Source organism: Klebsiella sp. RCJ4 (assembly GCF_009025755.1).
Lineage (GTDB): Bacteria > Pseudomonadota > Gammaproteobacteria > Enterobacterales > Enterobacteriaceae > Klebsiella > Klebsiella michiganensis.
In genome coordinates this window covers 50433-73780 of the sequence record NZ_WCIN01000004.1, presented here as the reverse complement: position 1 = coordinate 73780, position 23348 = coordinate 50433, and the positions used below count along the sequence as shown (strand labels likewise).

The following is a 23348-nucleotide window of genomic DNA, read 5'->3' as shown; positions in this document are numbered from 1 at the left end:
GCTTTTTTGTTTCTGGCGTTCCGCAGGCCGGGCAGGAGCCCGGGTAACCGCTACTCAAAACAGGCGCTGCGCTCCCGGCACTCGTCGCAGCTTGGCGACCGGCAGATAACTTCCCCCTGCTGGAGCAAACAGCGCTGACGGTAAAAGAACTTTTTCCAGCGCATATTGTGTTCGTTCATCGCCACCAGCTGCGGAAAGCAGTCGATCATCAGCAGGCGCAGTTCAGCGCGCGACGCAAGGCCCAGATCCTGCCAGAGATGGTTAAACGCCAGCGAAACCTCGGCGATAATCTGCGCCATCGGCCCGGCCTCCTGCTGCATCCAGCCCGCCAGCCACGCGCCCAGCTGCTGGCGCTCCTCCTCGCGGGTAGCGTTGAGTTCGCTCATCAGGCGGCGGCGGGTTAGCGCCTCGCCGTCCAGCGGCGTCTCCGCCTCGCCCAGGCGTCGCCGCAGCGCCTGCCAGTCGCGCGGGCTAAGCCCCATGCGCAGCGGAAAGCTGCCTTTCCCCGCGTGGTACAGCAGCCATAAGCGCCGCAGCCAGTCGAGCGGCGGCATCAGGCGACCCCCTTATGCGGCAGCGCGGCAGGCCAGCTCCCCCGGCGCTGCTGCCACCACGCGGGCAGCACTTCGGAGACCGGCCGCCATGCGCCGTCAACGCACGGTTCAATGCCTTCCTGTTCCAGCATTTGCCACGGCGTATGGCCGATACGCACGCAGAATACGGCTTTAACGTCCGCCAGCAGTTCGAGGATCGCCGCGAACCGGGCCGCGTTATCCTGCGGCTCGCACTCTTCGCGCCCCTGACAATATTTAGGCGTAAACCGTTCGTTGACCAGCACCATGCCGGCGGCCGAGAGGCTGTAGATAGAGAACCGGTCGGTGTGGCCAAAGTGGCAATCAATCACGTCCCCGCGGCTTGACGCCACGGCGACCAGGCAGGCGTCATCGGCTTCAGATTCGCCGCGGGTGGCAATGCTGGCGTGCAGCTGCGCGCGCTGGTGGAGGATCGGCAGCCAGGCCGGGAGGCTCTCCGGGGCCGGAAGCTGGGTAAACTGCTGGCTGCGGTCTTCGCCAAGCATCCCGATGGCGTCGGCGCGGCACTGGTGGCAGTGGGTCATCTGCGGCATCACTTCTCCGCACCGGCTGCGGGTGGCGGCGAGCGTCTCTGCGTCCGGCTCCGGCTGGCCGTTGAGGCCAAACACCGTGCCGTGCTCCGGCCTGGCGATCAGCGGCATAATATTATGGATAAACGCGCCGCTGGCCCGCAGCGCGCGGCTCACGTCGGCCATGCCGCTATCGTTGATGCCGGGGATCAGCACCGAATTTATTTTCACCAGCACGCCCTGGGCGGTCAGCCTGCGCACGCCCTCCAGCTGACGGGCAATCAGAATCTCTCCCGCTTCGCGTCCGCTGTAGCGCTCGCCGTCCAGCCATAGCCAGGCGTAGATTTGCGCGGCAATCTCCGCGTCGAGGGTATTAATGGTGACCGTAACGTGGTCAACCCCGACGTCCAGCAGGCGGTCCACCGCGTCGGGCAGCATCAGCCCGTTGGTCGACAGGCATAACTTCAGGTCCGGCAGCTGTTCGTGGATCAGCTCCAGGGTACGGAAGGTGCGGGCAATATTGGCGAGCGGATCGCCGGGGCCGGCGATGCCGACCACCGAAAGCTGCGGGATCGCCTGTGCGACCTGACGCACTTTGACGACCGCCTGCTCAGGCGTGAGCAGCGTTGACGATACGCCGGGGCGGGACTCATTGCTGCAATCGAATTTGCGATTACAGTAATTGCACTGCAAATTGCAGGCGGGCGCGACGGGCAGATGCATCCGCGCAAAACGGTGATGCCCATTACGAGAGTAGCAGGGGTGCGCGGCAGCTTTATCGGCCACAAGCGGCGTCAGGGCGCTGTCATCCGCCGGGCGGCAGGCTGGGCCGCCAGAAAAAGAGGAGCAGGAAGTCATGGTCATACCTTCGTGGTTGGGCGATACCTTCCTGCTGCAAATGCTATACCAGAGAGGGCTTTTGCAACGCTATGAAAAATAAACGCTTTAACTGACTGCCGGCCAGGTAAAATTGTCGTAATTCCGCCGCGCTGGCGACAATGTCCTGAATCTCACATAACGCTTCACAGTCGCGGCATGGTGATATCCATGATCTGAATGCGATACGCCACCTGACGCGGCGTCATCCCGAGCAGCCGCGCCGCTTTGGCCTGCACCCAGCCCGCTTTCTCCAGGGCGGCGATCAGCCGCTGGCGCTCGTCGAGGCTGTTGTCGAGCCAGCCGTCTTCAGTCTGGCCGCCGTTGGGCAGCGCTTTCGGCGGGTTATCGCGATGGTTGAACAGAATCACGTCCCGGTCGATCAGGCCGCTTTCCGACATCACCGCCGAACGTTCGAGACAGTTTTCCAGTTCGCGGACGTTTCCCGGCCAGCTGTACTCCATCAGCAGGCGAATTGCCCCATCGCTGATGCGCAGCGTTCGCCCCTGGCCGTGGGCGATTTTACGTACCAGAAAATGCGCCAGTTCAGCGATATCCTCCTGGCGCTCGCGCAGCGGCGGCAGCGCGATAGGCATTACGTTCAGGCGGTAGTAAAGGTCTTCGCGGAAATGCCCCAGCCGCACCTCCTCTTCCAGATGGCGGTTGGTCGCCGCGATGATGCGTACGTTGACGCGCAGGGTTTCATCGCCGCCGACGCGCTCCATCTCTCCTTCTTGCAGAATTCGCAGCAGCTTGGCCTGAAACGAGGCGCTGCTTTCACCGATTTCATCCAGGAATAGGGTGCCGCCGTCCGCCAGCTCAAAGCGGCCTTTCCGCTGGCGCACCGCGCCGGTGAACGCGCCTTTCTCATGGCCGAACAGCTCGCTCTCCAGCAGATTGTCCGGCAGCGCCGCGCAGTTAAATTTGACGAATGCGGCGGCGGCGCGCGGGGAATTATGATGAATGGCGTTGGCGATCAGCTCTTTCCCGGTGCCGCTCTCGCCGCGCACCAGTACCGTGGTATCCCAGCGGGAAACCTGACGGATAATGTCCATAATCTGCCGCATCGCCGGGCTTTTGCCGACCATATTCTCCAGGCCGAAACCGCGCGAAGGGGTACAGGCGTGCGTGCGCTCAACTCGGGGGCTCTGCTGCGCCGGCTGCGCGGCGGAGGTCGGCAGAATCATCAGGCGAATCGTCTGGGCCACCAGATTGGCGACGGTTTCGAGAAAGCGCGTGCAGGCGGGTAGCCGCTCTTCCTGACGCGCCATCGGCTGCGCCGCCAGTACGCCGATGGGTCGGGAATGAGGGCCCATCAGCGGAACGGCGATAAACGGCAGATCGTAGTCGTACAGGCTCAGACGATCGAGAAAGCGCTGGTCATCGGCGACGCGCGGCAGCACCAGCGACTGGCCCTGCGCCAGCACGGTACCGACCAGTCCTTCCCCCGGCCGGTAGCGAATTTGCGTACTGCCGGGCAGCGTCTGGTTTTCCGTTTGCTGTAGCGCTTCGATGCTCAGGATCTCCTGCTGGCTGTCGTACAGGCAAATCATCCCGTGCTGCATAAACGCATCGTTATGTAAAACGCTCAGCACCTCCTGCAGGGTTTTGCTCGCTTCGGTAGCGCGGCTCAGCACCACGCTTATCCGCTGCATGGCGGTAAACTGCTGGGAGAGATCGAAGCGCCTGACGGTGGTGTCCGAATCGGATTTATGGATCATTGCTCACCTCCGGTCAGGGTATCAAAGAGCGGGAATCGCAGAACCAGGCTGGTGCCTCCCTGCGGGCGCGAAGCCAGTTCAATCGCGCCGCGGTGGTAGGCGACCAGCGTTTGGATCAGCCGCAGCTCCATCCCTTTGCCGGGAGAGTTTAAGGCATCGGGGGAGTGGGCGTAGCGCACCTGCAGCAGCGGTACATTGTCGTTGAGATACAGCGAGAGCCAGCCCTCGTCCTCTTCGGCATAAAGCTCGATCTCCAGCGGTACGGAGGGCAGTTCAGCGGCGAGGGCCAGCGTCCGATCGAGCCATAAACTTAAGCAGGCCAGCATCTGGGTACGCTGGCCGAAGCCGACCAGATGCGGCGATGCCATGTCAACCCGCAGCCGCGCGCGGTCGTCAAAGCGGGTGCGGTAGAGGGCGTACAGGTCGTCAAAGAAGGGCTGAAGCGGCCAGACGGCGCTGCTTTCCAGCTCGAGAGAAGGGCGGCAGCGCTGCAGTCGCGCCATGGCCTCTTCGCCTTCGCGCCACGCCGCGTCCAGCGCCACGTTGCCGCTGCCTTCGCCGTTCAGCCGACGGGCCGCCGCCAGCATATTGATCGGGCAATTAAGCTGAATCAGCGCCGCGTCCAGCGACTCGCGAATGGCGGCCAGCAGCTTTCCGGCGGTCATCTGCTGCTTCAGACGGTCGAGACGGCCCTGCTCCTGCTGCTGGCGCTGCTGGGTACAGTCGGCGATCACCACCAGCGTGCGCGCCGGGGCGCTGTCGACAAAATAGCGGCTGGCCTCTTCGCTTACGCCGGGCAGCCCCCAGCAGGTCACCGACAGCCAGCGCACCGCGCCACGAACCACCACCGGCAGGATTTGCTCCGCGCCGGGCCCCATTTTGTGCGGTGAAATCTGGAGCTCGACCAGCAGCTCTTTTCCACCGCAGTCCGCGCAGTACGTTTTGTAGGCGAGATTATCCATCACCACCCGATCCTGCTCATCCACCACGACCACGGCGGCGGGGATGTTGTTGAGCACCGCCTCCATCAGCGTCATATGATTGCGCAGCCGCTGTTCCAGGGTATAGCTGACGCTGATGTCCCGCTGCATCGCCAGATAATGCTCCAGCTCGCCCTGGGGATTCAGCACCGGCGTGATGTCGATATCCACCAGATACAGGCCGCCGTCGCGGCGCTGATTAATTAGCTGGCCGCGCCACGGCTGGCGCTGAAGCAGGGTTTGCCACATCTGCTGGTAGATTTCTCGCGGCGTCTGGCTGCTGGCCAGCAGGCGCGGGTTTTGATTGAGCAATTGCGCCAGCGAATATCCGCTCTGGCGGCAAAACGCCGGGTTGGCGTAGATAATATTCGCCCGGGCGTCGGTGAGGGAAATGGCTACCGATGCCTGTTCGACCATCGTAAAAAATAGCCCCGGATGTTGTTGAGTCAGCGCACCGGCAATCGCCTCGGGTACGGCGTTATCGAGCATCATATTCAGGGTCATCGCAAACTCCTGTGTCGCAGTTATGACAATTTGTCCGACACCGTGACGAGAACGCCGCGGCGTTTGTCGAATTTCGATAACCATGCAAAGCGTGCGCCCTTATCGGCGTGATAAGCAGAAACATTGATCCGGTAGGGGAAAAACCAGCGCTTTTTTCATTTTAAGCGGCCCGCCGGCCCCGCTGCGGGCGGCGGGAGGGCGCGGAAGCGATCGTTTTGGGGCAGGGGTGAGCCGCGATAGTGCAAAGAAACCTGGCACAGCCTTCGCAATACCTCTGCGAGAACGCGTATTTTCAACCCCCTTTCCGACAGGAGCGCAATATGGCGAACATTGGTATTTTCTTTGGCACCGATACCGGTAAAACCCGCAAAATCGCGAAAATGATCCACAAACAGCTGGGCGAGCTGGCGGATGCCCCGGTCAACATTAACCGCACGACGCTGGACGACTTTATGGCCTATCCGGTGCTGCTGCTGGGCACGCCGACGCTCGGCGACGGCCAGCTGCCGGGGCTTGAGGCCGGATGCGAAGGCGAATCATGGAGCGAATTCATCAGCGGCCTCGACGACGCCAGCCTGAGCGGGAAAACCGTGGCGCTGTTCGGCCTCGGCGACCAGAAAGGCTACCCGGACAACTTCGTTAGCGGGATGCGTCCGCTGTACGACGCTCTGCGCGCGCGCGGCGCGCAGATAATCGGCAGCTGGCCAAATGAGGGCTATGAATTCAGCGCCTCTGCGGCGCTGGAAGGCGAACGCTTTATTGGGCTGGTACTGGATCAGGATAACCAGTTCGACCAGACCGAAGCGCGTCTGGCGAGCTGGCTTGAGGAGATTAAACGTACGGTGCTGTAGGCGTTAACGGGTAGCCGCGAGGCTACCCGCACAGGCCCGGCTGACGGGAGATCGTTTGTTCCAGCCACTGGCGCTGATGGCGCTGCTGGCTCTGCTGCCAAAGATAATCGCGCGCGCTCTCCAGCGCCTGCTGCGGCTCCATGGGCGCGGCGGGACGAATTGCTTCACACCATAAAAGATGCCACCCCAGCTCGCTGGCGACGGGGAGGCTCAGGGCGTTTTCCGCCAGTGAAAACAGCGCGGTCTCGAGCTGGGGATAGAGCAGCCCGCGGCTAATCCAGCCCAGACGGCCCTCTTCCAGGGCGCTTGGGCAGTGGGAGTGGCGGCGAGCCAGCGGAGCAAACGCGTCCCGGGAGGCGTTGATTTGCCGATGCAGGCCGAGGATCCGCTGGTGTACGGCTTCGCGGTCGCCATCGACCGTCAGCAGCAGGTGGCGGGTCAGACGCTGCTCCGGGCGCATAAACTGCGTCTGGTGGCGCAGATACCAGGCCTGCACCGTGGAGAGATCCGGCTGCGGCGCCTGGCGGGCGATATCGGTAAAGCCGACCTCCAGTCGGGCGTGATGCAGCACGATGGCTGCGCGCTCCGGCGGCGTAAATTCCCCCTCGTCGAGCCAGACGGCAAGGGAGGCGGCGATATTCTCCAGCAGCGCCGCCGGAATATCGCTTTCCGGGACCCGCGCGACGATCGCCTGCTCCATATGGCACTGACGTTGCCAGGCCTGTTCAAAAGCCTGCGTATCGGCCGGCTCCAGGGCCGTCGGGTCGCTATTCCAGCGGCTGCGCGCCAGCCGCTGCCGGGCAAAACGTTGCCATGGGTTCATTCTTCTCTCTCCTCTATAAGGGTGATGGCCCGCGCCGGAACCCTGAACCAGCGGCCGCTAAAGTCCACGGTGTAGCTGTCGCCGGTCTCTCCGCGATCGGTCGCCTCGATGCGTCCCCGCTGGCCGACGGCCACGACGACTTCGCCGTTGACAGCGAGCGCCATCTGGCAGGTCACGCTATCCCCATATTGCAAGTTTCCGGCCAGCCACGGCTGGGTGATGGGGATCAGCTCCTGTTCGCGGCAGCCGATGATCCGATCGCTCTCCGGAAAGTGGATCTGGTAGATAATTTGATCCTGCAAAAAAACGCCCCAGTCGCGCACAAAGCCGGTGCTGCCGCGCCTGACCAGCAGCGCGCCGGGGGAGAAGCCCGCCACGGTGCCGTCGTTACGAATCGCGCGTACGACGCGGACCTCTTCGCTAAAGGTGAATTTCGGTCTCATGTTCCGCTCTCCTGAAACTGTTGCTGATAGCTCTCCGCGAGCAGTCGTCGCGCCAGCAGCCAGGGCGCGCGGGCGTTTTCCTCCAGCCGGTTTTGCAGCGGCACCTCGGCGCGCAGTTTGCGGTGAAAGGTTGCCAGCACCGGCAGGCTGCAGCGGCCAAGCAGCTCGGGCTGGTAGGGGACGGCGAAAAACTGGAAAAAGGATTCGGCGGAGCGAAGTTCGTCCACGCCGGGAATTTGATAAAACCACTCCATCATTACCCCCTCGCCCGCAGGGCGGATTCACCGCACAGCTCGTCGTAGATAGCCACCAGCTCATAATCTTTCGGGCTGCGCTTCCAGTTCTCGGCGAAGCGGCGGATGGCGGGCAGCAGCTGGTTAATTTGCGCGGCGTTAAGGTGATAGCCCATCTGGTCAAATACGCCGTTGACCGCCTGACGCCCGGAGTGTTTACCCAGCACCAGCCGGTAGCTGCGGCCCATCAGGGAAGGGGCGATCGACTGATAGCTCTCGCTGTCGCGCAGCAGCGCCGCCACGTGGACCCCTGATTCATGGGTAAACACCAGCTCGCCGACCAGCGGCTGCTGCGGGTCGATGGCGCGCTGGGCGGCTTCGGCGACCCTCTGACAGAGCGCGGGCAGCGCCGGAAAATGCACGCCGGTCTTCACGCCGAGGCAGCGCTCCAGGCCCAGCGCGACGGTTTCCAGCGCCGCGTTGCCCGCCCGCTCGCCGAGGCCGAGGATCGTCGTATTCACGCTGGTGGCCCCGGCGCTTACCGCCGCCAGCGTATTGGCGGTGGCCATACCCAGGTCGTTGTGGGCGTGCATTTCGATTTCTCCGGACCAGACTTCGCGCAGGGCCGAGATTTGCGCCGCGGTGGTGAGGGGGTCGAGCAGGCCGACCGTGTCGGCATAGCGCAGGCGGGCGGCGCCGCACTGCTGCGCGACCTCGGCGATAGCGCGCAGGGCCTGGACGCCAGCGCGCGAGGCGTCCTCGCAGCCGATGCATACCCGCAGACCGAGCGTATGCGCAAGGCGGATAAACATCGCCAGCCGCTCCAGCAGCACCGTCAGCGGCTCGCGCAGTTTGTACTGCCGCAGCTTATCTGAAGCCGGAATCGAAATATCCACCCAGTCAACGCCCAGATCGGCGCTCTGGCGGATTTCCAGCGCGTTCATCCGGCACCAGGTCATCAGCGTCGCGTCGGGCAGCTGGCGACGCACCAGCTGGATCCGCGCGATCTCCTCGTCCCCCATCGCCGGGGTGCCGACCTCCATCGCCGTAATCCCTGCGGCATAAAGCGCCTCGGCAATGGCGACCTTTTCGCTGGTGCGAAAGGCGACGCCGGGGCTCTGTTCGCCGTCGCGCAGGGTGGTATCGTTAATCAGCACGCGTCCCATCAGCCACCTCCGCCTTAGCCGTAAACCGGCGTGAAGACGGCGTCCGCCGGGCGCGGCTTGCCGTTGTGCCAGTAGGGCGACAGCGCGCGCAGCCGGTCGATAATCGGCGGCAGCGCGGTGACGACGTAATCGATCTCTTTCTCCCGGGTGTAGCGCGAGAGGGAAAAGCGGATGGTGCCGTGGGCGGCGGTATAGGGGATATTCATCGCCCGCATCACGTGGGAGGGTTCCAGCGAGCCTGACGTGCAGGCGCTGCCGCTGGAGGCGGCGATCCCGGCCTGGTTGAGCAGCAGCAGAATGGCCTCACCCTCAATAAACTCAAAGGCCAGATTCGCCGTGCCGGGCACCCGCGGCTGGCTACCGCCCATCACCATGACCGACGGCACGCTGGCCAGCAGGCGATGCTCCAGCCTGTCGCGCAGCTGGCCGATATGCGCCATTCCCGGCAGATGAATATTCGCCAGCTCGCAGGCCGCGCCCATGCCGACGATTCCGCAGATATTTTCCGTCCCGGCGCGCCGACCGTACTCCTGATGACCGCCGCGCAGCAGCGGGCGAAAGCGCGTTCCCCGGCGCAGATAGAGGCAGCCGACGCCTTTTGGTCCGTGAAACTTATGCGCCGAGCAGGAGAGCATGTCGATGCGGGTCTCGCCCACGGCAATCGGCATTTTGCCCACCACCTGTACCGCATCGCAGTGAAACAGCGCCCCTTGTTCATGGGCCAGCTCCGCCATTTCGGCGATCGGGAAAAGCACCCCGGTTTCGTTATTCGCCCACATCACGCTGACCAGCGCGACGCGCGGGCTGAGCGCGGCGCGGAACTGCGCCATGTCCAGCGCCCCCTCGCTATCCACCGCGACGCGATGAATCAGGTAGCCCTGGCGCTCCAGGTGCTCGCAGGCCGCCAGCGTCGCCGGATGTTCAACCGCGCTGGTGATAATTTCGCGCCGCTCCGGCAGCAGGGCGATGGCCGAGGCGATGGCGGTGGCGGTAGCTTCGGTGGCGCAGGAGGTAAAGATGATCTCGCTGGGATACTCCGCGCCCAGCAGCGCCGCGATCTGTTGATGCGCGCGCTCCAGAGCCGCCTGGGCCGGTAGGCCAAAATCGTGTATCGACGAGGGGTTGCCGTAAAAGTCGGTCAAAAAGGGCATCATCGCTTCCAGAACCATTGGGTCCAGACGGGTGGTGGCGTTGTTATCGAGATAAACCTGTTTCATCTTGTCCCCCTAGGGTCAGTTAACCGCGGCTCAGGCCGCCACCACTTCCATATAACAGCCGGTACGTTCCATCAGTTTTTGCTGCAGCCAGGCCAGGGTCATATCGGTCATCATGCAGCCGCTACAGCTGCCGGAGAGGCTGACGGTCACCTGGTGGTTGGCGACGCTGAGCAGCGACATATCGCCGCCGTCGGCCTGAATATGCGGGCGCAGTTCAGCGATGGTCTCGACGACGCTCTGCCAGTGCGGATCTTTGACGCTGGCCGCAGCGGGCGGCGTCTGCGGCGGCTGCGCGAGGATCTCCGCCAGCGCCAGCTCGATTTTTTCGTGGCAGGCGGTGCAGCCGCCGCCCGCTTTGGTGTAGTTGATCACCTCTTCAAGGGTGGTCAGGCCGTTGTTCTGCACCGCGCGGCGAATGTGTCCTTCATCGACGCCGAAGCATTTGCAGATCAGCTTGCCCTCCTCATGCTCCTCCTCCAGGCTTTCGCCGCGAAAGTTGGCGATAGCCGCGCGCAGGGCCTCCTGGCCCATCACCGAGCAGTGCATTTTCTCCGGTGGTAGCCCGTCGAGATAATCGGCAATCTGCTGATTGGTTATCTGCCCGGCTTCGGCCAGGGTATGGCCGATAATCAGCTCCGTCAGCGCGGAGGAGGAGGCGATGGCGCTGCCGCAGCCGAAGGTCTGGAAGCCCGCTTCCTGGATAATTTCGCTTTGCGGGTCAACGCGCAGCATCAGGCGCAGCGCGTCGCCGCAGCTTAATGACCCCACATCGCCTACCGCGTTGGCGTTGTCCACCACGCGCGCGTTGCGGGGATTAAAAAAATGGTCTTTCACTTTCTCGGAGTAATTCCACATGCTGTCAGCTCCAGGGATGATGACGGAAAACGCCGGGGCGCGGTTCACCGCAGGAGTGCGGTGGCGTTAACGAACTAGCAAATGCGATACCAGAGAATAAAATTCAATATTTTCAATTTGTTATATTTTACCCTGACAAGACGCGCCCGACAGTGTCGGGATGTTTTGTGGGCTTTGTCACACAAACGACACGGCTAGCGGCGCGGGTCCGGTTCCTCATGCCACTCCTGTTCCTGCAGCAGACGGGTAAAGCGCTCCGGGTCGCGCTGGCGCGCATTTTTGCGCTGCCCTTTGTCGTACCAGTAAAGCTGGATCTCCTGCAGTAAGCCGACGATGGTGGTATCGGCGGGAACGCGTTCGGCGCGGACGCCGACCTGCAACAGCTGACGAAAAACCGCGTCGCCAATCGCCACGCAGAACAGCGTGACGCAATCCTCAAGGGCGTGGATCCGCCTGGCGATCTTCTCCGTCTGGTGGCCGTTCTCAACGGAGAAATCAACCACCCGGATCAGGGTGACCCGATCCGCCTTGACGCCGTATACCACCAGCCGCGGCGTGGCGCCAAAATGCTGATCGACATGACGATAGTCGGAACTGGCGAAGGCGACCTTCATAGACCACTCATCGGAGTGGACCATATCAAACTGACGGTTAATCGGCGGCATAGGCGCCTCCTGTGGAGAGTGAAGATTCGGTGTTCTGGCGAAGCGGCGATCGGTAGCGGGCGAGGTGGTGATGGCGCTCGCGCATCAGGTTTGCCAGCTCGAACAGCGTATCGCGCATTCCGCTGTACCCCTGACGCACCCGGCGGAATTCACCGAGCTTGTCAAAGATCGGAAAACCCGCGCGCACCAGCGGCAGCGCAAACTGCTCCGCCAGGTCGCAGGCGTGGGAGTTGGCCACCAGCAGGTCGGCGGGTTGGGCGCACAGCAGCGTTTGCAGATCCTCCAGATCTCCCGGCACCACGCGTTCCACCGGCAGCTGGCGCAGGCTGGGATGGCCGGTAGGAGCCACCAGCGGGCCGGGCTGCATCCCCTGGCTGTTGGCGAAATCACACCACGCCGCCAGCAGATCGCCTTCCGCCGCTATCGCCATGCGCTGGCCCTGAAGCCACATATGACAGTCGATCATCGCATCCTGCAGCTGACCGCGCTGGCGCTCCAGCCACGGGGGAACGGCGCGTCCGGAAATTTTCGCCAGTTGATGAATAAAGGCGTCGCAGCGATCGAGGGTCATCAGGTGCGGCAGGGCGATAACCTCGCCCCGGCAGCGCGGGGCCAGCAGCGATGACGCGCGGTGGAGGGAGACGCCAATGGCGAAGCTGCACAGGCTTTGTCCCATCTGTTCTATCTGGCGCAGCGGCGTCCCGCCCTGGGTCAGCGGCGAGAAATCGCCCTGCGCCAGGTGCCCATCCATCGATTGCGCCAGGTCCGGCAGGATTATCGGCTGCAGACCAAAGGCTTCGACGCATCGGCGCAGCCACTCAATATCGCCCGGCGAGCAGAGGTGGCTGACCAGCAGGTTGACCCGGCGATTGCGCTGAGCCGGGCGCGGCGTCGGCGCAACCCACTGCTCAATGACGCTCTCGAGCACCGCGCTGAAGCCGTTTTCCATGGAACCATAAAAATCCGGCGTGTTAACGGTTAATATCGCCACGCCCTTGTGCCGGGGATACTCTTCGCGAAACTGGCGAACCACGCGGGAAATGTCGCTGCCCTGAGCCTCAGACAGCCCGGTGCTGAGCAGCACGATAGCCTGCGGCGCGTTGCGCTGGCAGAGGGTGTCCAGGGCGGTGAAAATATTGCCGTCCGCGCCCATAATCGTCGAGGTGGGGTCCATCGCCGTCGACTGCAGGGGAACCGGGTCGTGGAAGTGTTGAATAAAAAAGACTTTGGCGAAGGCGCTGCATCCCTGCGCGCCGTGGACCAGAGGGATGCTGTGTTCAATCCCGAGGCTGGCGAGGATTGCGCCGAGCGGCTGGCCGGTCTTGATCGGGCTGACCGCCAGCGGTTTATCGGTGCGGAAAATGTCTGCCATGGTGTACTCCTTAGTGCCACGGGGCGCGGGCATGGGTTTGCGGCCAGATGGGACTGTCGATGGTCTGACACAGCTGGCGGGCGAGGGTGACGATCCCCTTGTAGCCGGCGAAGGCGTGTTCGCGCTCCTGATTGATATCGAGAAACGGCAGCCTGGCTTTATAGGCGGTGTACATATTGCGTCCGCCGGCAATCATCAGGTCGGCCTGATAGCGATAGACCACATCCAGCAGCGTGCGGGCGTTGCCTTCTTCCAGCATTACCGCCTCTTCGCCCATCAGCTCGCGGATCCGCTGTTTATCCTCTTCGGTGGATTTACGCGTGCCGGTTGCCACCACGGTCATGCCCAAATCCTGAAGCGCCGATACCACCGACCAGGATTTCACCCCGCCGGTATAGAGCAGCGCTTTGCGACCGCGCAGCCGTTCGCGCCACGGTTGTAGCGCCAGTTCCGCCGCCTGTTCCTCCCGCGCAATCAGCGCTTCGGTGCGCTGGCTAAGGTCGTCATCGTCCAGCAGCGCCGCCAGCTGGCGCAGGGCGTCGGAGGTGGCGCGGATCCCGTAGAAGCTGCCTTCGAACCACGGCGTGCCGTAGCGCTGCTCCAGGGCTCTGGCGACGTTAATTAGCGCCCGCGAGCAGACCAGCATATTGGCCTGCGCCCGATGCATGGTCTGGATCTCGGCGAAACGGCCATCGCCGGAGAGGCTGCCGAGCACGCGGATCCCCAGCTCGTCGAGCAGCGGCTGAATATGCCAGAACTCGCCGGCAATATTGAATTCGCCAATCAGGCCAATATCGTGACGCTGCTCCGGGGCAAAGGGCGTGCTCTCCGGCCAGGGCGCGGGCTCGCGCTGACCGATTACCCGTTTCACCATGACCTCGCCGGCCAGCCGGTTACCGAGATTTTTACTGCCGTAAAAACCGGCGGCGTCAATGGCGATAACCGGTACGCCGGTGGCGGTCTGCGCGGCCTGGCATACCGCTTCCAGGTCATCGCCCTCCATGGCCGGTACGCAGGTGTTGTAGATAAAGACCGCCGCCGGGTGATAGCGGGCGACGATATGGCGAACGGCGTGAAACAGGCGACGTTCGCCGCGGCCCATAATCACGTCCTGTTCGTTGAGATCGGTGGTGAACCCGAGCCGATTCAGGGTGGGGCCGGAGCTGGCGCTGCCGCGGTTATCCCAGGAGCTTCCGGCGCAGCCGATGGGGCCATGGACCAGATGCGCCACGTCGGCAATGGGCAGCAGGGTTATCTGCGCGCCGTCGAACGCGCAGCCGCCGGCGGTGGCGCCGGGTTTGGGCGCGCTGCAGCCGGATTTTTGTTTATGGTTGTGTTCACAGGCCGGTTCATCCAGCAGCGCCAGAATTTCATTTCCCTTCATAGTGACCTCGTTGACGGTGGGGGATGAGGGGGAAGATGCAATTCGCGCTCCATAAGCGGCGCCTTGATATTTAAAGAAAAAGGGTTGTTGGCTTTGCGACAAAGCCAACAATCGGACAAGGGATGGCGGTAAGTGATGCTTTATGTCCTATCGCACTGGCATGGCTATTTGTTGCTGGAAGGCTGGCAGCGAGGGGGTTAGGCGCATCAAGAAGCCCGGAACAACCGTGAACGGAATATTCCCCTGAACGGAATAATGCCTGATCCTCACGCGGGAAGAGCGTCCATACGCAAAAAAAAGCCCGCGGGGTCAGCGGGCAACAAGCACAAAACAGGGATTAAAAAACGCGCGCCTCCAGAGGGTTCTCCCGGTTAAGCCGCTTCGCCAGCCACGGCGGCAAACGGCCGGCCAGCAGCGTATTGATCGCCTTGCACTGGGCATGAATCGTCGTCCCGGGCTGCGCTTTCATCGGGTGGATCCGGTGGCGGATCAGCCGGGCGGCGGCGGGCCCGCCGATCTCCTGACAAAACAGCAGTTGGCAGTCTTCAATCAGCCGGGCGCGCACTTCGCTGGCTTCCTGCTGGGTGGGCGCGGAGGGATAGCGGCGCAGATCGTGCAGCCAGCCGCCTTGCTCATCGAACGCGTAGATAAAAAACAGCCGCCCCTGGCCGAAATGGCCGTTAATCATCAGGCCATCCTGGGAGCAAAACGCCGCCAGCAGCTGCGGCGTTCGCTGGGCAGGGTGAACGATGCGTAAATGGATGGGCAGCGCGCCCTGCAGGCTTGCCATCACCCGCGACCAGCGAGCGGGGGACATCACCGCCGTCGCGGAGGGGAAGCTGGCGGCCAGCTGCGGCTGGGCCAGGGTCGCCAGCCGCGCCGGGGTCAGCGTCTCGCCGCACTCCTGCGCCAGCCAGTCGACAATTTGCGCCGGCTGCAGGTCCGGCAGGGACTGAAACAGCGCCAGCATGCGCCAGAAAAGGGTATCGTTGTCGGACATCTCCAGCTCCTTATATCAACGCGCCGCGCGTCGCGCGCAGGCTTATCGGAAAGGCGGGGCGCCCCGGCTGCGGATTGACGTAGTAGCGGCGTCCCCCTTCCAGCGAAATCGCGCCGCCCCAGCGTTCAGCGTCGTTATGCTCAATCTGCAGCACTCGCGCCTCCAGATCCTGTTTCGCGATATAGGCGTACAGGTCCGCGCCGCGTTCACGGAAAATCACGATGGGCATACTCCCTCCTGGCCCCGCATGACGCGGGGCGCCTGATGGTTAACGGACGAGATCGAAACTGTAATCGGTTTTGCCCAGCTGGCTGGTATCGCTATCCAGTTTCTCCAGCACGGCGTTTACCAGCGTCGTCACAATGTTCATCGCCCCTTCATAACCCCAGGTTGTCTGGCGGTGCAGATGGTGGCGGTCGAACAGCGGAAAGCCGAGGCGGATAAGCGGTACTTCAAAGGCTTTGCCCTTCGCCAGGGTATCGCGCTGGATAAACTTGCCGTAGGAGTTGCCGATCATAAAGTCCGGCTGACGGGTGAACATCAGCGAACGGAAGTGCCACAAATCGCAGTTGATAAACACTTCGCTGTCGCGCCCGTACGGCGAGGCATCAAGCATTTTCTTCATCGCTTTTTGCCAGCGTTTGTTGGCGTTATGGCTCAGGATCACCGTCGGCTCGCAGCCCAGCTCCAGCAGGAAGCGGGTGAGGCCCATCACGAAGTCCGGGTCGCCGTACAGGCCAAATTTCTTGCCGTGCAGCCAGGTGTGGGAATCGAGCATCATGTCAACCAGCCGGCCGCGCTCAAGGGTGAGGGCGTCGGCGATCGGCTTGCCGCTAAGCTGGCTGACGGTCATCAGCAGTTCATCGGTAGCGGCCAGCCCCAGCGGAATCGCGACCTCGGTGGCGGGCTGGTTCCACATCTCCTGCACCACTTTTTTGCTCTTCAGCAGCTGCCACGGCTGCAGAAGCAGCGTATCGATGGCGTCAGGGGCCTCTTTCATCTCCTGCTGCGTGGTGCCGCCGGAATACATCCGATAATGGCCGTCGGCGGGCGTGTCGAGAACTTCTGACGGATCGGAGAGCAGGCTGCACGGCACCGCCATCTGTTTCATCATCCGCTTTAATACGCGGAAGTTGCCGAGATAGGTTTCAAAGCCGGTCACCAGATTGAGCTTCTGCAGTTTGCCCGGCTGCCCCTGGTAGTCCGCGGTGAAGGTTTTGGCGAAGCCTTCAAACATGTTGTCCCAGCCGGTGACGTGGCTGCCGATAAAGCTTGGCGTATGGGCATGGGGCACGGCGATGCTGCTATCGACGAAGCCATCTTTTTTGGCGTTGGCGATAAACGCCTGCAGGTCATCGCCGATGACTTCCGCCATGCAGGTGGTGGAAACCGCGATGATCTCCGGCTTGTACAGCGCGCTGGCGTTTTGCAGACCCAGATTCATGTTGTTGTTGCCGCCGAAGACCGCCGCGTCTTCGGTCATCGAGTCGGAGACACAGGCGATCGGCTCTTTGAAATGGCGGTTAAAATAGGTGCGAAAGTAGGCCACGCACCCCTGTGAGCCGTGGACGTACGGCAGGGTATTGGCAAATCCCAGCGAGCAAAGCACCGCGCCAAGCGGCTGGCAGGCTTTCGCCGGGTCAACGGTCAGCGCCTCGCGCTGGAAGTTCAGCGCTTCATACTCGGCGGTGGTGGTCCAGGTAAAGACCTCCTGCACGCGCTGGGCATCGTGCGCTTCCTCCAGCTGCCGCTTATTGCGGAACAGCTCCTGGTATTCATCCTGTTCGAATAGCGGATAGCAGCTATTAATTTTATCAATCGTTTGGCTCATGGTGTTCTCCTCCCGCGCCACAAATCGGTGAACAGACGGGACAGTGAGTGGGCAATCACGCAGACTTCAGCCACGGCGCGGTGAGTTCGTTCCACGCCGGGTTGTTCAGGGTCATATCCATATCGCGGGCGAAAATGGCGAAACCATCGTAGCCGTGGTACGGGCCGGAATAGTCCCACGAGTGCATCTGGCGGAACGGCACGCCCATTTTCTGGAAGATATATTTTTCCTTGATGCCGGAGCCGATAAGGTCGGGCTTCAGCGCCTTAACGAACGCTTCCAGCTCATAGCTGCTGGCGTCATCGAACAGCAGCGTGCCCTCTTTCAGATCCGGCAGGGTGCGGTCGTAGTCATCGTTATGGGCAAACTCGTACCCGGCGGCGATGATCTCCATGCCGAGATCCTCGTAGGCGCCGATGACGTGGCGTGGCCGCAGGCCGCCCATATAGAGCAGCACCTTACGCCCCTCCAGGCGCGGGCGATATTTGGCGATAATCGCCGCCATCTGCCCCTCATACCGGGCGATCACCGCTTCGGCGTTCGCGCGAATGGTATCGTCAAACTGGTCGGCGATTTTGCGCAGCGATTCGGCGATTTTGGTCGGCCCGAAGAAGTTGTACTCCATCCACGGAATCTGATGTTTCTCCTCCATATGGCGGGCGATATAGTTCATCGAACGGTAGCAGTGAACCAGGTTCAGCTTGACGAATGGGGTGTTCTCCATCTCCACCAGTGTGCCGTCGCCGGACCACTGCGCGACCACCCGTAGCCCCATCTCTTCAAGCAGGATGCGCGAGGCCCAGGCGTCGCCGCCGATGTTGTAGTCGCCGATGATCGCCACATCGTAAGGGGTGGTTTCAAACGGCTGTCCTTCGCGATTGTTGAGGATCCAGTCGCGCACCACGTCGTTGGCGATATGGTGCCCCAGCGACTGCGACACGCCGCGAAAGCCTTCGCAGCGTACCGGGATCACCGGTTTATCCAGCGCTTTGCTGCTGGCGTTGGCCACCGCGCTGATATCATCGCCGATCAGCCCCACCGGGCATTCCGACTGTATGGTGATCCCTTTGGTGAGCGGGAACAGCAGCTCCATCTCTTCAATCAGCTTGCTGAGCTTTTTATCGCCGCCGAAGACGATGTCGCGCTCCTGAAAATCAGAGGTGAAGTTCAGCGTGCCGAAGCTATCGACGCCGCTGACCCCGGTGTAGTAGTTGCGTCGTCCGGCGCGGGAATACTGGCCGCAGCCGACCGGCCCGTGCGAGATGTGGGCCATATCCTTGATTGGCCCGAATACCACCCCTTTCGAGCCGGCGTAGGCGCAGCCGCGCACGGTCATCACGCCGGGTTGTGATTTGCGGTTAGAGATAATGCACTTGCCGACGCTCTCCATTTGCGGATCGCTGACCATCATGTGCTTTCTGCGCTCTTTTCGCGCGGTTTCCGGGAACACCTCCAGGACTTCCTGGATCAGCGCCAGATTACGTTCGCCCGTTGCGTTGGTCATCATTATTGTCCTGTGCTCAGGCCGCGCTTTCTTCGGCGGCGGTTTTACCAATGATGCTGGTGTCTTCTTCTTCCATGATGCCGAACTCCATCAGCAGCGACTCCAGCTCATCCATGGTGCAGGGTGTCGGCACCACTTTCATGGTGTTGTTGACGATCTTCTGCGCCAGGGTGCGGTATTCGTTGGCCTGCTGGCAGGCGGGGTCGTACTCGATAACCGTCATTCGGCGGATCTCCGCGCGCTGCACGATATTGTCGCGGGGGACAAAGTGGATCATCTGGGTCCCGAGCTTTTCCGCCAGGGCCATGATCAGTTCGTCTTCACGGTCGGTCTGGCGTGAGTTACAGATCAGGCCGCCGAGGCGCACCTTGCCGGATTTAGCGTATTTAACGATCCCTTTGGAGATATTGTTGGCGGCGTACATCGCCATCATTTCGCCGGAGCAGACGATGTAGATCTCCTGGGCTTTGTTTTCGCGGATAGGCATGGCGAAGCCGCCGCAGACCACGTCGCCGAGCACGTCATAGAAGACAAAATCGAGATCGTCCTCGTAGGCGCCTTCTTCTTCAAGAAAGTTGATCGCCGTGATCACGCCGCGCCCCGCGCAGCCGACGCCTGGCTCCGGGCCGCCGGATTCCGCGCAGCGCACGTCGCCGTAGCCAATTTGCAGCACGTCTTCGAGCTCGAGATCCTCGACCGAGCCGACTTCCGCGGCCATCTCCATAATGGTGTTCTGTGCTTTAGCGTGCAGGATCAGGCGGGTGGAGTCCGCCTTCGGATCGCAGCCGACGATCATCACTTTCTTACCCATCTCCGCCAGCGCGGCGACGAGGTTCTGCGTGGTGGTGGATTTGCCGATACCGCCTTTACCGTAAATAGCGCATTGACGCATGGTCATGGTGACTTCTCCTGTGGTTGAGTGTTTGCCAGCAGAGAAGTGCAGGGAACATACCAGCCGTGCCTTTTTATTTATTTATCTGATTTTTATGAATTTATTAATTCATTGCCGCGCAGGGCGTAAAACAAAACGGCACAATAAGGCGACCAAATGTGGGAAACAGAACAATTCCGCCTGCCGGGGCTATTGTGGCGGTTTGTCGTCTGTTCAACAGCTTGTCGTCCCCTGTGTCTTGTTCCACGCAATCTCTCGGCGCGCTGCGTTGCCTTTATCTTCATAACGCGTTGAATTCGCGCTAACTCTTATGTCATTCGCGAGCTGGCACAGGCTGTGCTTGAGGCAACAACTGGGTTTGCCGCTTATTTGAGGCGGCGAAGATGCCTCTCACCTTCGAGGATTGAACAATGTCCGGAAAAATGAAAACAATGGATGGCAACGCCGCGGCGGCCTGGATCTCTTATGCCTTTACCGAGGTCGCGGCGATTTACCCCATTACCCCTTCCACGCCGATGGCGGAAAACGTCGACGAGTGGGCGGCGCAGGGGAAAAAGAACCTTTTTGGCCAGCCGGTGCGCTTAATGGAGATGCAGTCGGAAGCCGGCGCGGCAGGCGCGGTACACGGCGCGCTGCAGGCCGGGGCGCTCACCACCACCTATACGGCCTCCCAGGGGCTGCTGCTGATGATCCCCAACATGTACAAAATCGCCGGTGAACTGCTGCCGGGCGTCTTTCACGTCAGCGCCCGGGCGCTGGCGACCAATTCGCTGAATATTTTTGGCGATCACCAGGACGTGATGGCGGTTCGCCAGACCGGCTGCGCGATGCTGGCGGAGAACAACGTGCAGCAGGTGATGGATTTGTCGGCGGTGGCGCATCTGGCGGCGATTAAGGGACGCATCCCGTTTGTTAACTTCTTCGATGGTTTCCGCACCTCGCACGAAATTCAAAAAATCGAGGTGCTGGAATATGACCAGCTGGCGACGCTGCTGGACCGGGCCGCGCTCGACAGCTTCCGCCGTAACGCGCTGCATCCGGATCATCCGGTCATCCGCGGAACGGCGCAAAACCCGGATATCTACTTCCAGGAAAGAGAGGCGGGTAACCGTTTTTATCAGGCGCTGCCCGACATTGTCGAAAGCTATATGGCGCAAATCAGCGCGCTCACCGGCCGGGAGTACCATCTGTTTAACTACACCGGCGCGGCGGATGCCGAACGGGTGATTATCGCCATGGGGTCGGTCTGCGACACCGTTCAGGAAGTGGTGGATACGCTGAACGCGGCGGGAGAGAAGGTCGGGCTGCTCAGCGTGCATCTGTTTCGCCCTTTTTCGCTGGCCCACTTTTTCGCTCAGTTGCCGAAAACCGTACAGCGCATTGCCGTGCTGGACCGCACCAAAGAGCCCGGCGCTCAGGCCGAACCGCTGTGCCTGGATGTGAAAAACGCCTTCTACCACCACGACGATGCGCCGCTGATTGTCGGCGGCCGCTACGCGCTTGGCGGTAAGGACGTTCTGCCTAACGATATCGCGGCGGTCTTTGACAACCTCAATAAACCGCTGCCGATGGACGGGTTTACCCTCGGGATTGTTGATGATGTCACCTTTACCTCTTTGCCCCCGCGCCAGCAGACGCTGGCGGTCTCGCATGATGGCATCACCGCCTGTAAATTTTGGGGCATGGGTTCGGACGGCACCGTCGGGGCCAATAAAAGCGCGATCAAAATCATCGGCGACAAAACGCCGCTCTACGCGCAGGCCTACTTTTCCTATGACTCGAAAAAATCCGGCGGCATTACCGTTTCGCATTTGCGCTTCGGCGACCGGCCGATCAATTCGCCCTACCTGATCCATCGGGCCGATTTTATCTCCTGTTCGCAGCAGTCCTACGTTGAGCGCTATGACCTGCTGGATGGGTTAAAGCCGGGCGGGACCTTTTTACTCAACTGCAGCTGGTCCGATGCGGAGCTGGAGCAGCATCTGCCGGTCGGCTTTAAACGCTATCTGGCGCGGGAAAATATCCATTTTTATACCCTGAACGCCGTGGATATCGCCCGCGAGCTCGGGCTGGGCGGGCGCTTTAATATGCTGATGCAGGCGGCGTTCTTTAAGCTGGCGGCGATTATCGACCCGCAGACCGCGGCGGATTACCTCAAGCAGGCGGTTGAAAAAAGCTACGGCAGCAAAGGGGCGGCGGTGATCGAGATGAACCAGCGGGCGATCGAGCTGGGCATGGCCTCGCTGCATCAGGTAACCATTCCGGCACACTGGGCGACGCTGGATGAGCCCGTGGCGCAGGCTTCAGCCATGATGCCGGATTTCATCCGCGATATTCTGCAGCCGATGAACCGCCAGTGCGGCGACCAGCTGCCGGTAAGCGCGTTTGTCGGCATGGAAGACGGCACTTTTCCCTCGGGCACCGCCGCCTGGGAGAAACGCGGGATCGCGCTGGAAGTGCCGGTCTGGCAGCCGGAGGGCTGCACGCAGTGTAACCAGTGCGCCTTTATCTGCCCCCACGCGGCGATCCGCCCGGCGCTGCTCAACGGCGAAGAGCAGGACGCTGCGCCGGCCGGGCTGTTGAGCAAACCCGCTCAGGGAGCGAAGGCGTACCACTACCATCTGGCTATTTCGCCGCTGGATTGCTCCGGCTGCGGCAACTGTGTGGATATCTGTCCTTCGCGCGGCAAGGCGTTAAAAATGCAGTCTCTTGATAGCCAGCGCCAGATGGCGCCGGTCTGGGACTATGCGCTGGCGCTGACGCCGAAGAGCAATCCGTTCCGGAAGACGACGGTCAAAGGCAGCCAGTTTGAAACCCCGCTGCTGGAGTTTTCCGGCGCCTGCGCGGGATGCGGCGAAACGCCTTATGCCCGCCTGATAACCCAGCTGTTTGGCGACCGGATGCTGATCGCTAACGCCACCGGCTGCTCTTCAATCTGGGGAGCCAGCGCGCCGTCGATTCCCTATACCACCAACCACCGCGGCCACGGCCCGGCATGGGCGAACTCGCTGTTTGAGGATAATGCGGAGTTTGGCCTCGGCATGATGCTCGGCGGCCAGGCGGTGCGTCAACAAATCGCCGATGATATGACCGCCGCGCTGGCGCTGCCGGTCAGCGACGAACTCCTCGACGCGATGCGCCAGTGGCTGGCGAAGCAGGATGAAGGCGAGGGTACCCGCGAGCGCGCGGACCGGCTCAGCGAACGGCTGGCGGCGGAAAAAGAGGGCGTGCCGCTGCTGGAGCAGCTGTGGCAGAACCGCGACTATTTTGTGCGCCGGTCGCAGTGGATTTTCGGCGGCGACGGCTGGGCCTACGATATCGGCTTCGGCGGTCTCGATCACGTGCTGGCGAGCGGGGAAGACGTGAATATTCTGGTGTTTGATACCGAGGTTTACTCCAATACCGGCGGGCAGTCGTCTAAATCGACCCCGGTGGCGGCCATCGCGAAGTTTGCCGCGCAGGGCAAACGCACGCGGAAAAAAGATCTCGGCATGATGGCGATGAGCTACGGCAATGTGTACGTGGCCCAGGTCGCCATGGGCGCCGATAAAGATCAGACCTTACGGGCGATCGCCGAGGCCGAAGCCTGGCCGGGACCGTCGCTGGTGATTGCCTACGCCGCCTGCATTAACCACGGGCTGAAAGCCGGTATGCGCTGCAGCCAGCGCGAGGCGAAACGGGCGGTTGAAGCGGGATACTGGCACCTGTGGCGCTATCATCCGCAGCGGGAAGCGGAGGGCAAGACGCCGTTTATGCTCGATTCCGAAGAGCCGGAGGAGAGCTTCCGCGACTTTTTGCTTGGCGAAGTGCGCTACGCCTCGCTGCACAAAACGACGCCGCATCTCGCGGATGCGCTTTTTAGCAGAACCGAGGAGGATGCGCGCGCCCGCTTTGCCCAGTATCGGCGGCTGGCCGGTGAGGAGTAGGGG

20 protein-coding genes are annotated in these 23348 nt (G+C 62.0%); 2 read left to right on the top strand and 18 right to left on the bottom strand.

What is annotated here, in order from left to right:
* Positions 1-50 precede the first annotated feature (50 nt).
* The 4 genes from F8562_RS01385 to nifL all read right to left on the bottom strand — a co-directional run bounded on the left by F8562_RS01385 (position 51) and on the right by nifL (position 5183).
* Positions 51-554, bottom strand: a complete 504-nt coding sequence (locus F8562_RS01385; protein ID WP_014230039.1) for a nitrogen fixation protein NifQ — start codon at positions 552-554, stop codon at positions 51-53.
* Positions 554-1960 (bottom strand): nitrogenase cofactor biosynthesis protein NifB, encoded by a 1407-nt coding sequence (gene nifB, locus F8562_RS01380; protein ID WP_014838929.1) that lies wholly within the window; start codon positions 1958-1960, stop codon positions 554-556. The genes F8562_RS01385 and nifB overlap by 1 nt, the downstream gene beginning before the upstream one ends.
* Before the next feature lie 164 nt (positions 1961-2124).
* Positions 2125-3699: a nif-specific transcriptional activator NifA gene (gene nifA / locus F8562_RS01375; RefSeq protein WP_014838928.1), complete on the bottom strand. Its 1575-nt coding sequence runs from the start codon at positions 3697-3699 to the stop codon at positions 2125-2127.
* Entirely contained in the window at positions 3696-5183 is a 1488-nt protein-coding gene (nifL, locus tag F8562_RS01370) for a nitrogen fixation negative regulator NifL (RefSeq protein WP_151891881.1), read from the bottom strand. The genes nifA and nifL overlap by 4 nt, the downstream gene beginning before the upstream one ends.
* 320 nt (positions 5184-5503) lie before the next feature.
* Between nifL and F8562_RS01365 the strand changes: the two genes are divergently transcribed.
* On the top strand, positions 5504-6034 hold the full coding sequence (locus F8562_RS01365) for a flavodoxin (RefSeq protein ID WP_014838926.1): 531 nt from the start codon (positions 5504-5506) through the stop codon (positions 6032-6034).
* A 22-nt stretch (positions 6035-6056) separates the two neighbouring features.
* On the opposite strand, the gene nifM is transcribed toward F8562_RS01365, so the two are convergent.
* The 14 genes from nifM to nifH all read right to left on the bottom strand — a co-directional run bounded on the left by nifM (position 6057) and on the right by nifH (position 19425).
* On the bottom strand, positions 6057-6857 hold the full coding sequence (gene nifM / locus F8562_RS01360) for a nitrogen fixation protein NifM (RefSeq protein ID WP_014838925.1): 801 nt from the start codon (positions 6855-6857) through the stop codon (positions 6057-6059).
* Positions 6854-7300, bottom strand: coding sequence for a nitrogen fixation protein NifZ (locus tag F8562_RS01355; RefSeq protein ID WP_014838924.1), 447 nt, complete (start codon positions 7298-7300; stop codon positions 6854-6856). The genes nifM and F8562_RS01355 overlap by 4 nt, the downstream gene beginning before the upstream one ends.
* Positions 7297-7557 carry a nitrogenase-stabilizing/protective protein NifW gene (locus tag F8562_RS01350; RefSeq protein WP_014838923.1) on the bottom strand — a complete coding sequence of 87 codons (261 nt, stop codon included), beginning with the start codon at positions 7555-7557 and terminating at the stop codon, positions 7297-7299. The genes F8562_RS01355 and F8562_RS01350 overlap by 4 nt, the downstream gene beginning before the upstream one ends.
* The gene (gene nifV, locus F8562_RS01345; protein ID WP_032693846.1) at positions 7557-8699 is read right to left on the bottom strand and encodes a homocitrate synthase; all 1143 of its coding nucleotides are present in this window, start codon (positions 8697-8699) and stop codon (positions 7557-7559) included. The genes F8562_RS01350 and nifV overlap by 1 nt, the downstream gene beginning before the upstream one ends.
* Before the next feature lie 14 nt (positions 8700-8713).
* A complete protein-coding gene (nifS, locus tag F8562_RS01340) occupies positions 8714-9916 on the bottom strand; it encodes a cysteine desulfurase NifS (RefSeq protein ID WP_014838920.1) in 1203 nt (400 codons plus the stop codon).
* Positions 9917-9946: 30 nt separating this feature from the next.
* Entirely contained in the window at positions 9947-10771 is an 825-nt protein-coding gene (gene nifU / locus F8562_RS01335) for a Fe-S cluster assembly protein NifU (RefSeq protein ID WP_014838919.1), read from the bottom strand.
* A gap of 194 nt (positions 10772-10965) precedes the next feature.
* The gene (locus F8562_RS01330) at positions 10966-11436 is read right to left on the bottom strand and encodes a NifB/NifX family molybdenum-iron cluster-binding protein (RefSeq protein WP_014230028.1); all 471 of its coding nucleotides are present in this window, start codon (positions 11434-11436) and stop codon (positions 10966-10968) included.
* Positions 11423-12808: a nitrogenase iron-molybdenum cofactor biosynthesis protein NifN gene (nifN, locus tag F8562_RS01325; RefSeq protein WP_014838918.1), complete on the bottom strand. Its 1386-nt coding sequence runs from the start codon at positions 12806-12808 to the stop codon at positions 11423-11425. The genes F8562_RS01330 and nifN overlap by 14 nt, the downstream gene beginning before the upstream one ends.
* Before the next feature lie 10 nt (positions 12809-12818).
* Positions 12819-14192, bottom strand: coding sequence for a nitrogenase iron-molybdenum cofactor biosynthesis protein NifE (gene nifE, locus F8562_RS01320; RefSeq protein ID WP_014838917.1), 1374 nt, complete (start codon positions 14190-14192; stop codon positions 12819-12821).
* A gap of 337 nt (positions 14193-14529) precedes the next feature.
* Positions 14530-15192, bottom strand: coding sequence for a NifB/NifX family molybdenum-iron cluster-binding protein (locus F8562_RS01315; protein ID WP_014838916.1), 663 nt, complete (start codon positions 15190-15192; stop codon positions 14530-14532).
* 10 nt (positions 15193-15202) lie between these two features.
* Positions 15203-15421, bottom strand: a complete 219-nt coding sequence (gene nifT / locus F8562_RS01310; RefSeq protein ID WP_014230024.1) for a putative nitrogen fixation protein NifT — start codon at positions 15419-15421, stop codon at positions 15203-15205.
* Positions 15422-15460: 39 nt separating this feature from the next.
* Positions 15461-17023 carry a nitrogenase molybdenum-iron protein subunit beta gene (gene nifK, locus F8562_RS01305; RefSeq protein WP_014838915.1) on the bottom strand — a complete coding sequence of 521 codons (1563 nt, stop codon included), beginning with the start codon at positions 17021-17023 and terminating at the stop codon, positions 15461-15463.
* Between the two features lie 55 nt (positions 17024-17078).
* Positions 17079-18527 (bottom strand): nitrogenase molybdenum-iron protein alpha chain, encoded by a 1449-nt coding sequence (gene nifD / locus F8562_RS01300; protein WP_014230022.1) that lies wholly within the window; start codon positions 18525-18527, stop codon positions 17079-17081.
* Positions 18528-18543: 16 nt separating this feature from the next.
* Complete coding sequence (gene nifH / locus F8562_RS01295; RefSeq protein WP_004852391.1) at positions 18544-19425, bottom strand: nitrogenase iron protein; 882 nt, start codon at positions 19423-19425, stop codon at positions 18544-18546.
* A gap of 404 nt (positions 19426-19829) precedes the next feature.
* On the opposite strand from nifH, the gene nifJ reads away from it, so the two are divergent.
* Entirely contained in the window at positions 19830-23345 is a 3516-nt protein-coding gene (nifJ, locus tag F8562_RS01290) for a pyruvate:ferredoxin (flavodoxin) oxidoreductase (RefSeq protein WP_014838914.1), read from the top strand.
* The last annotated feature ends 3 nt before the right edge of the window (positions 23346-23348 follow it).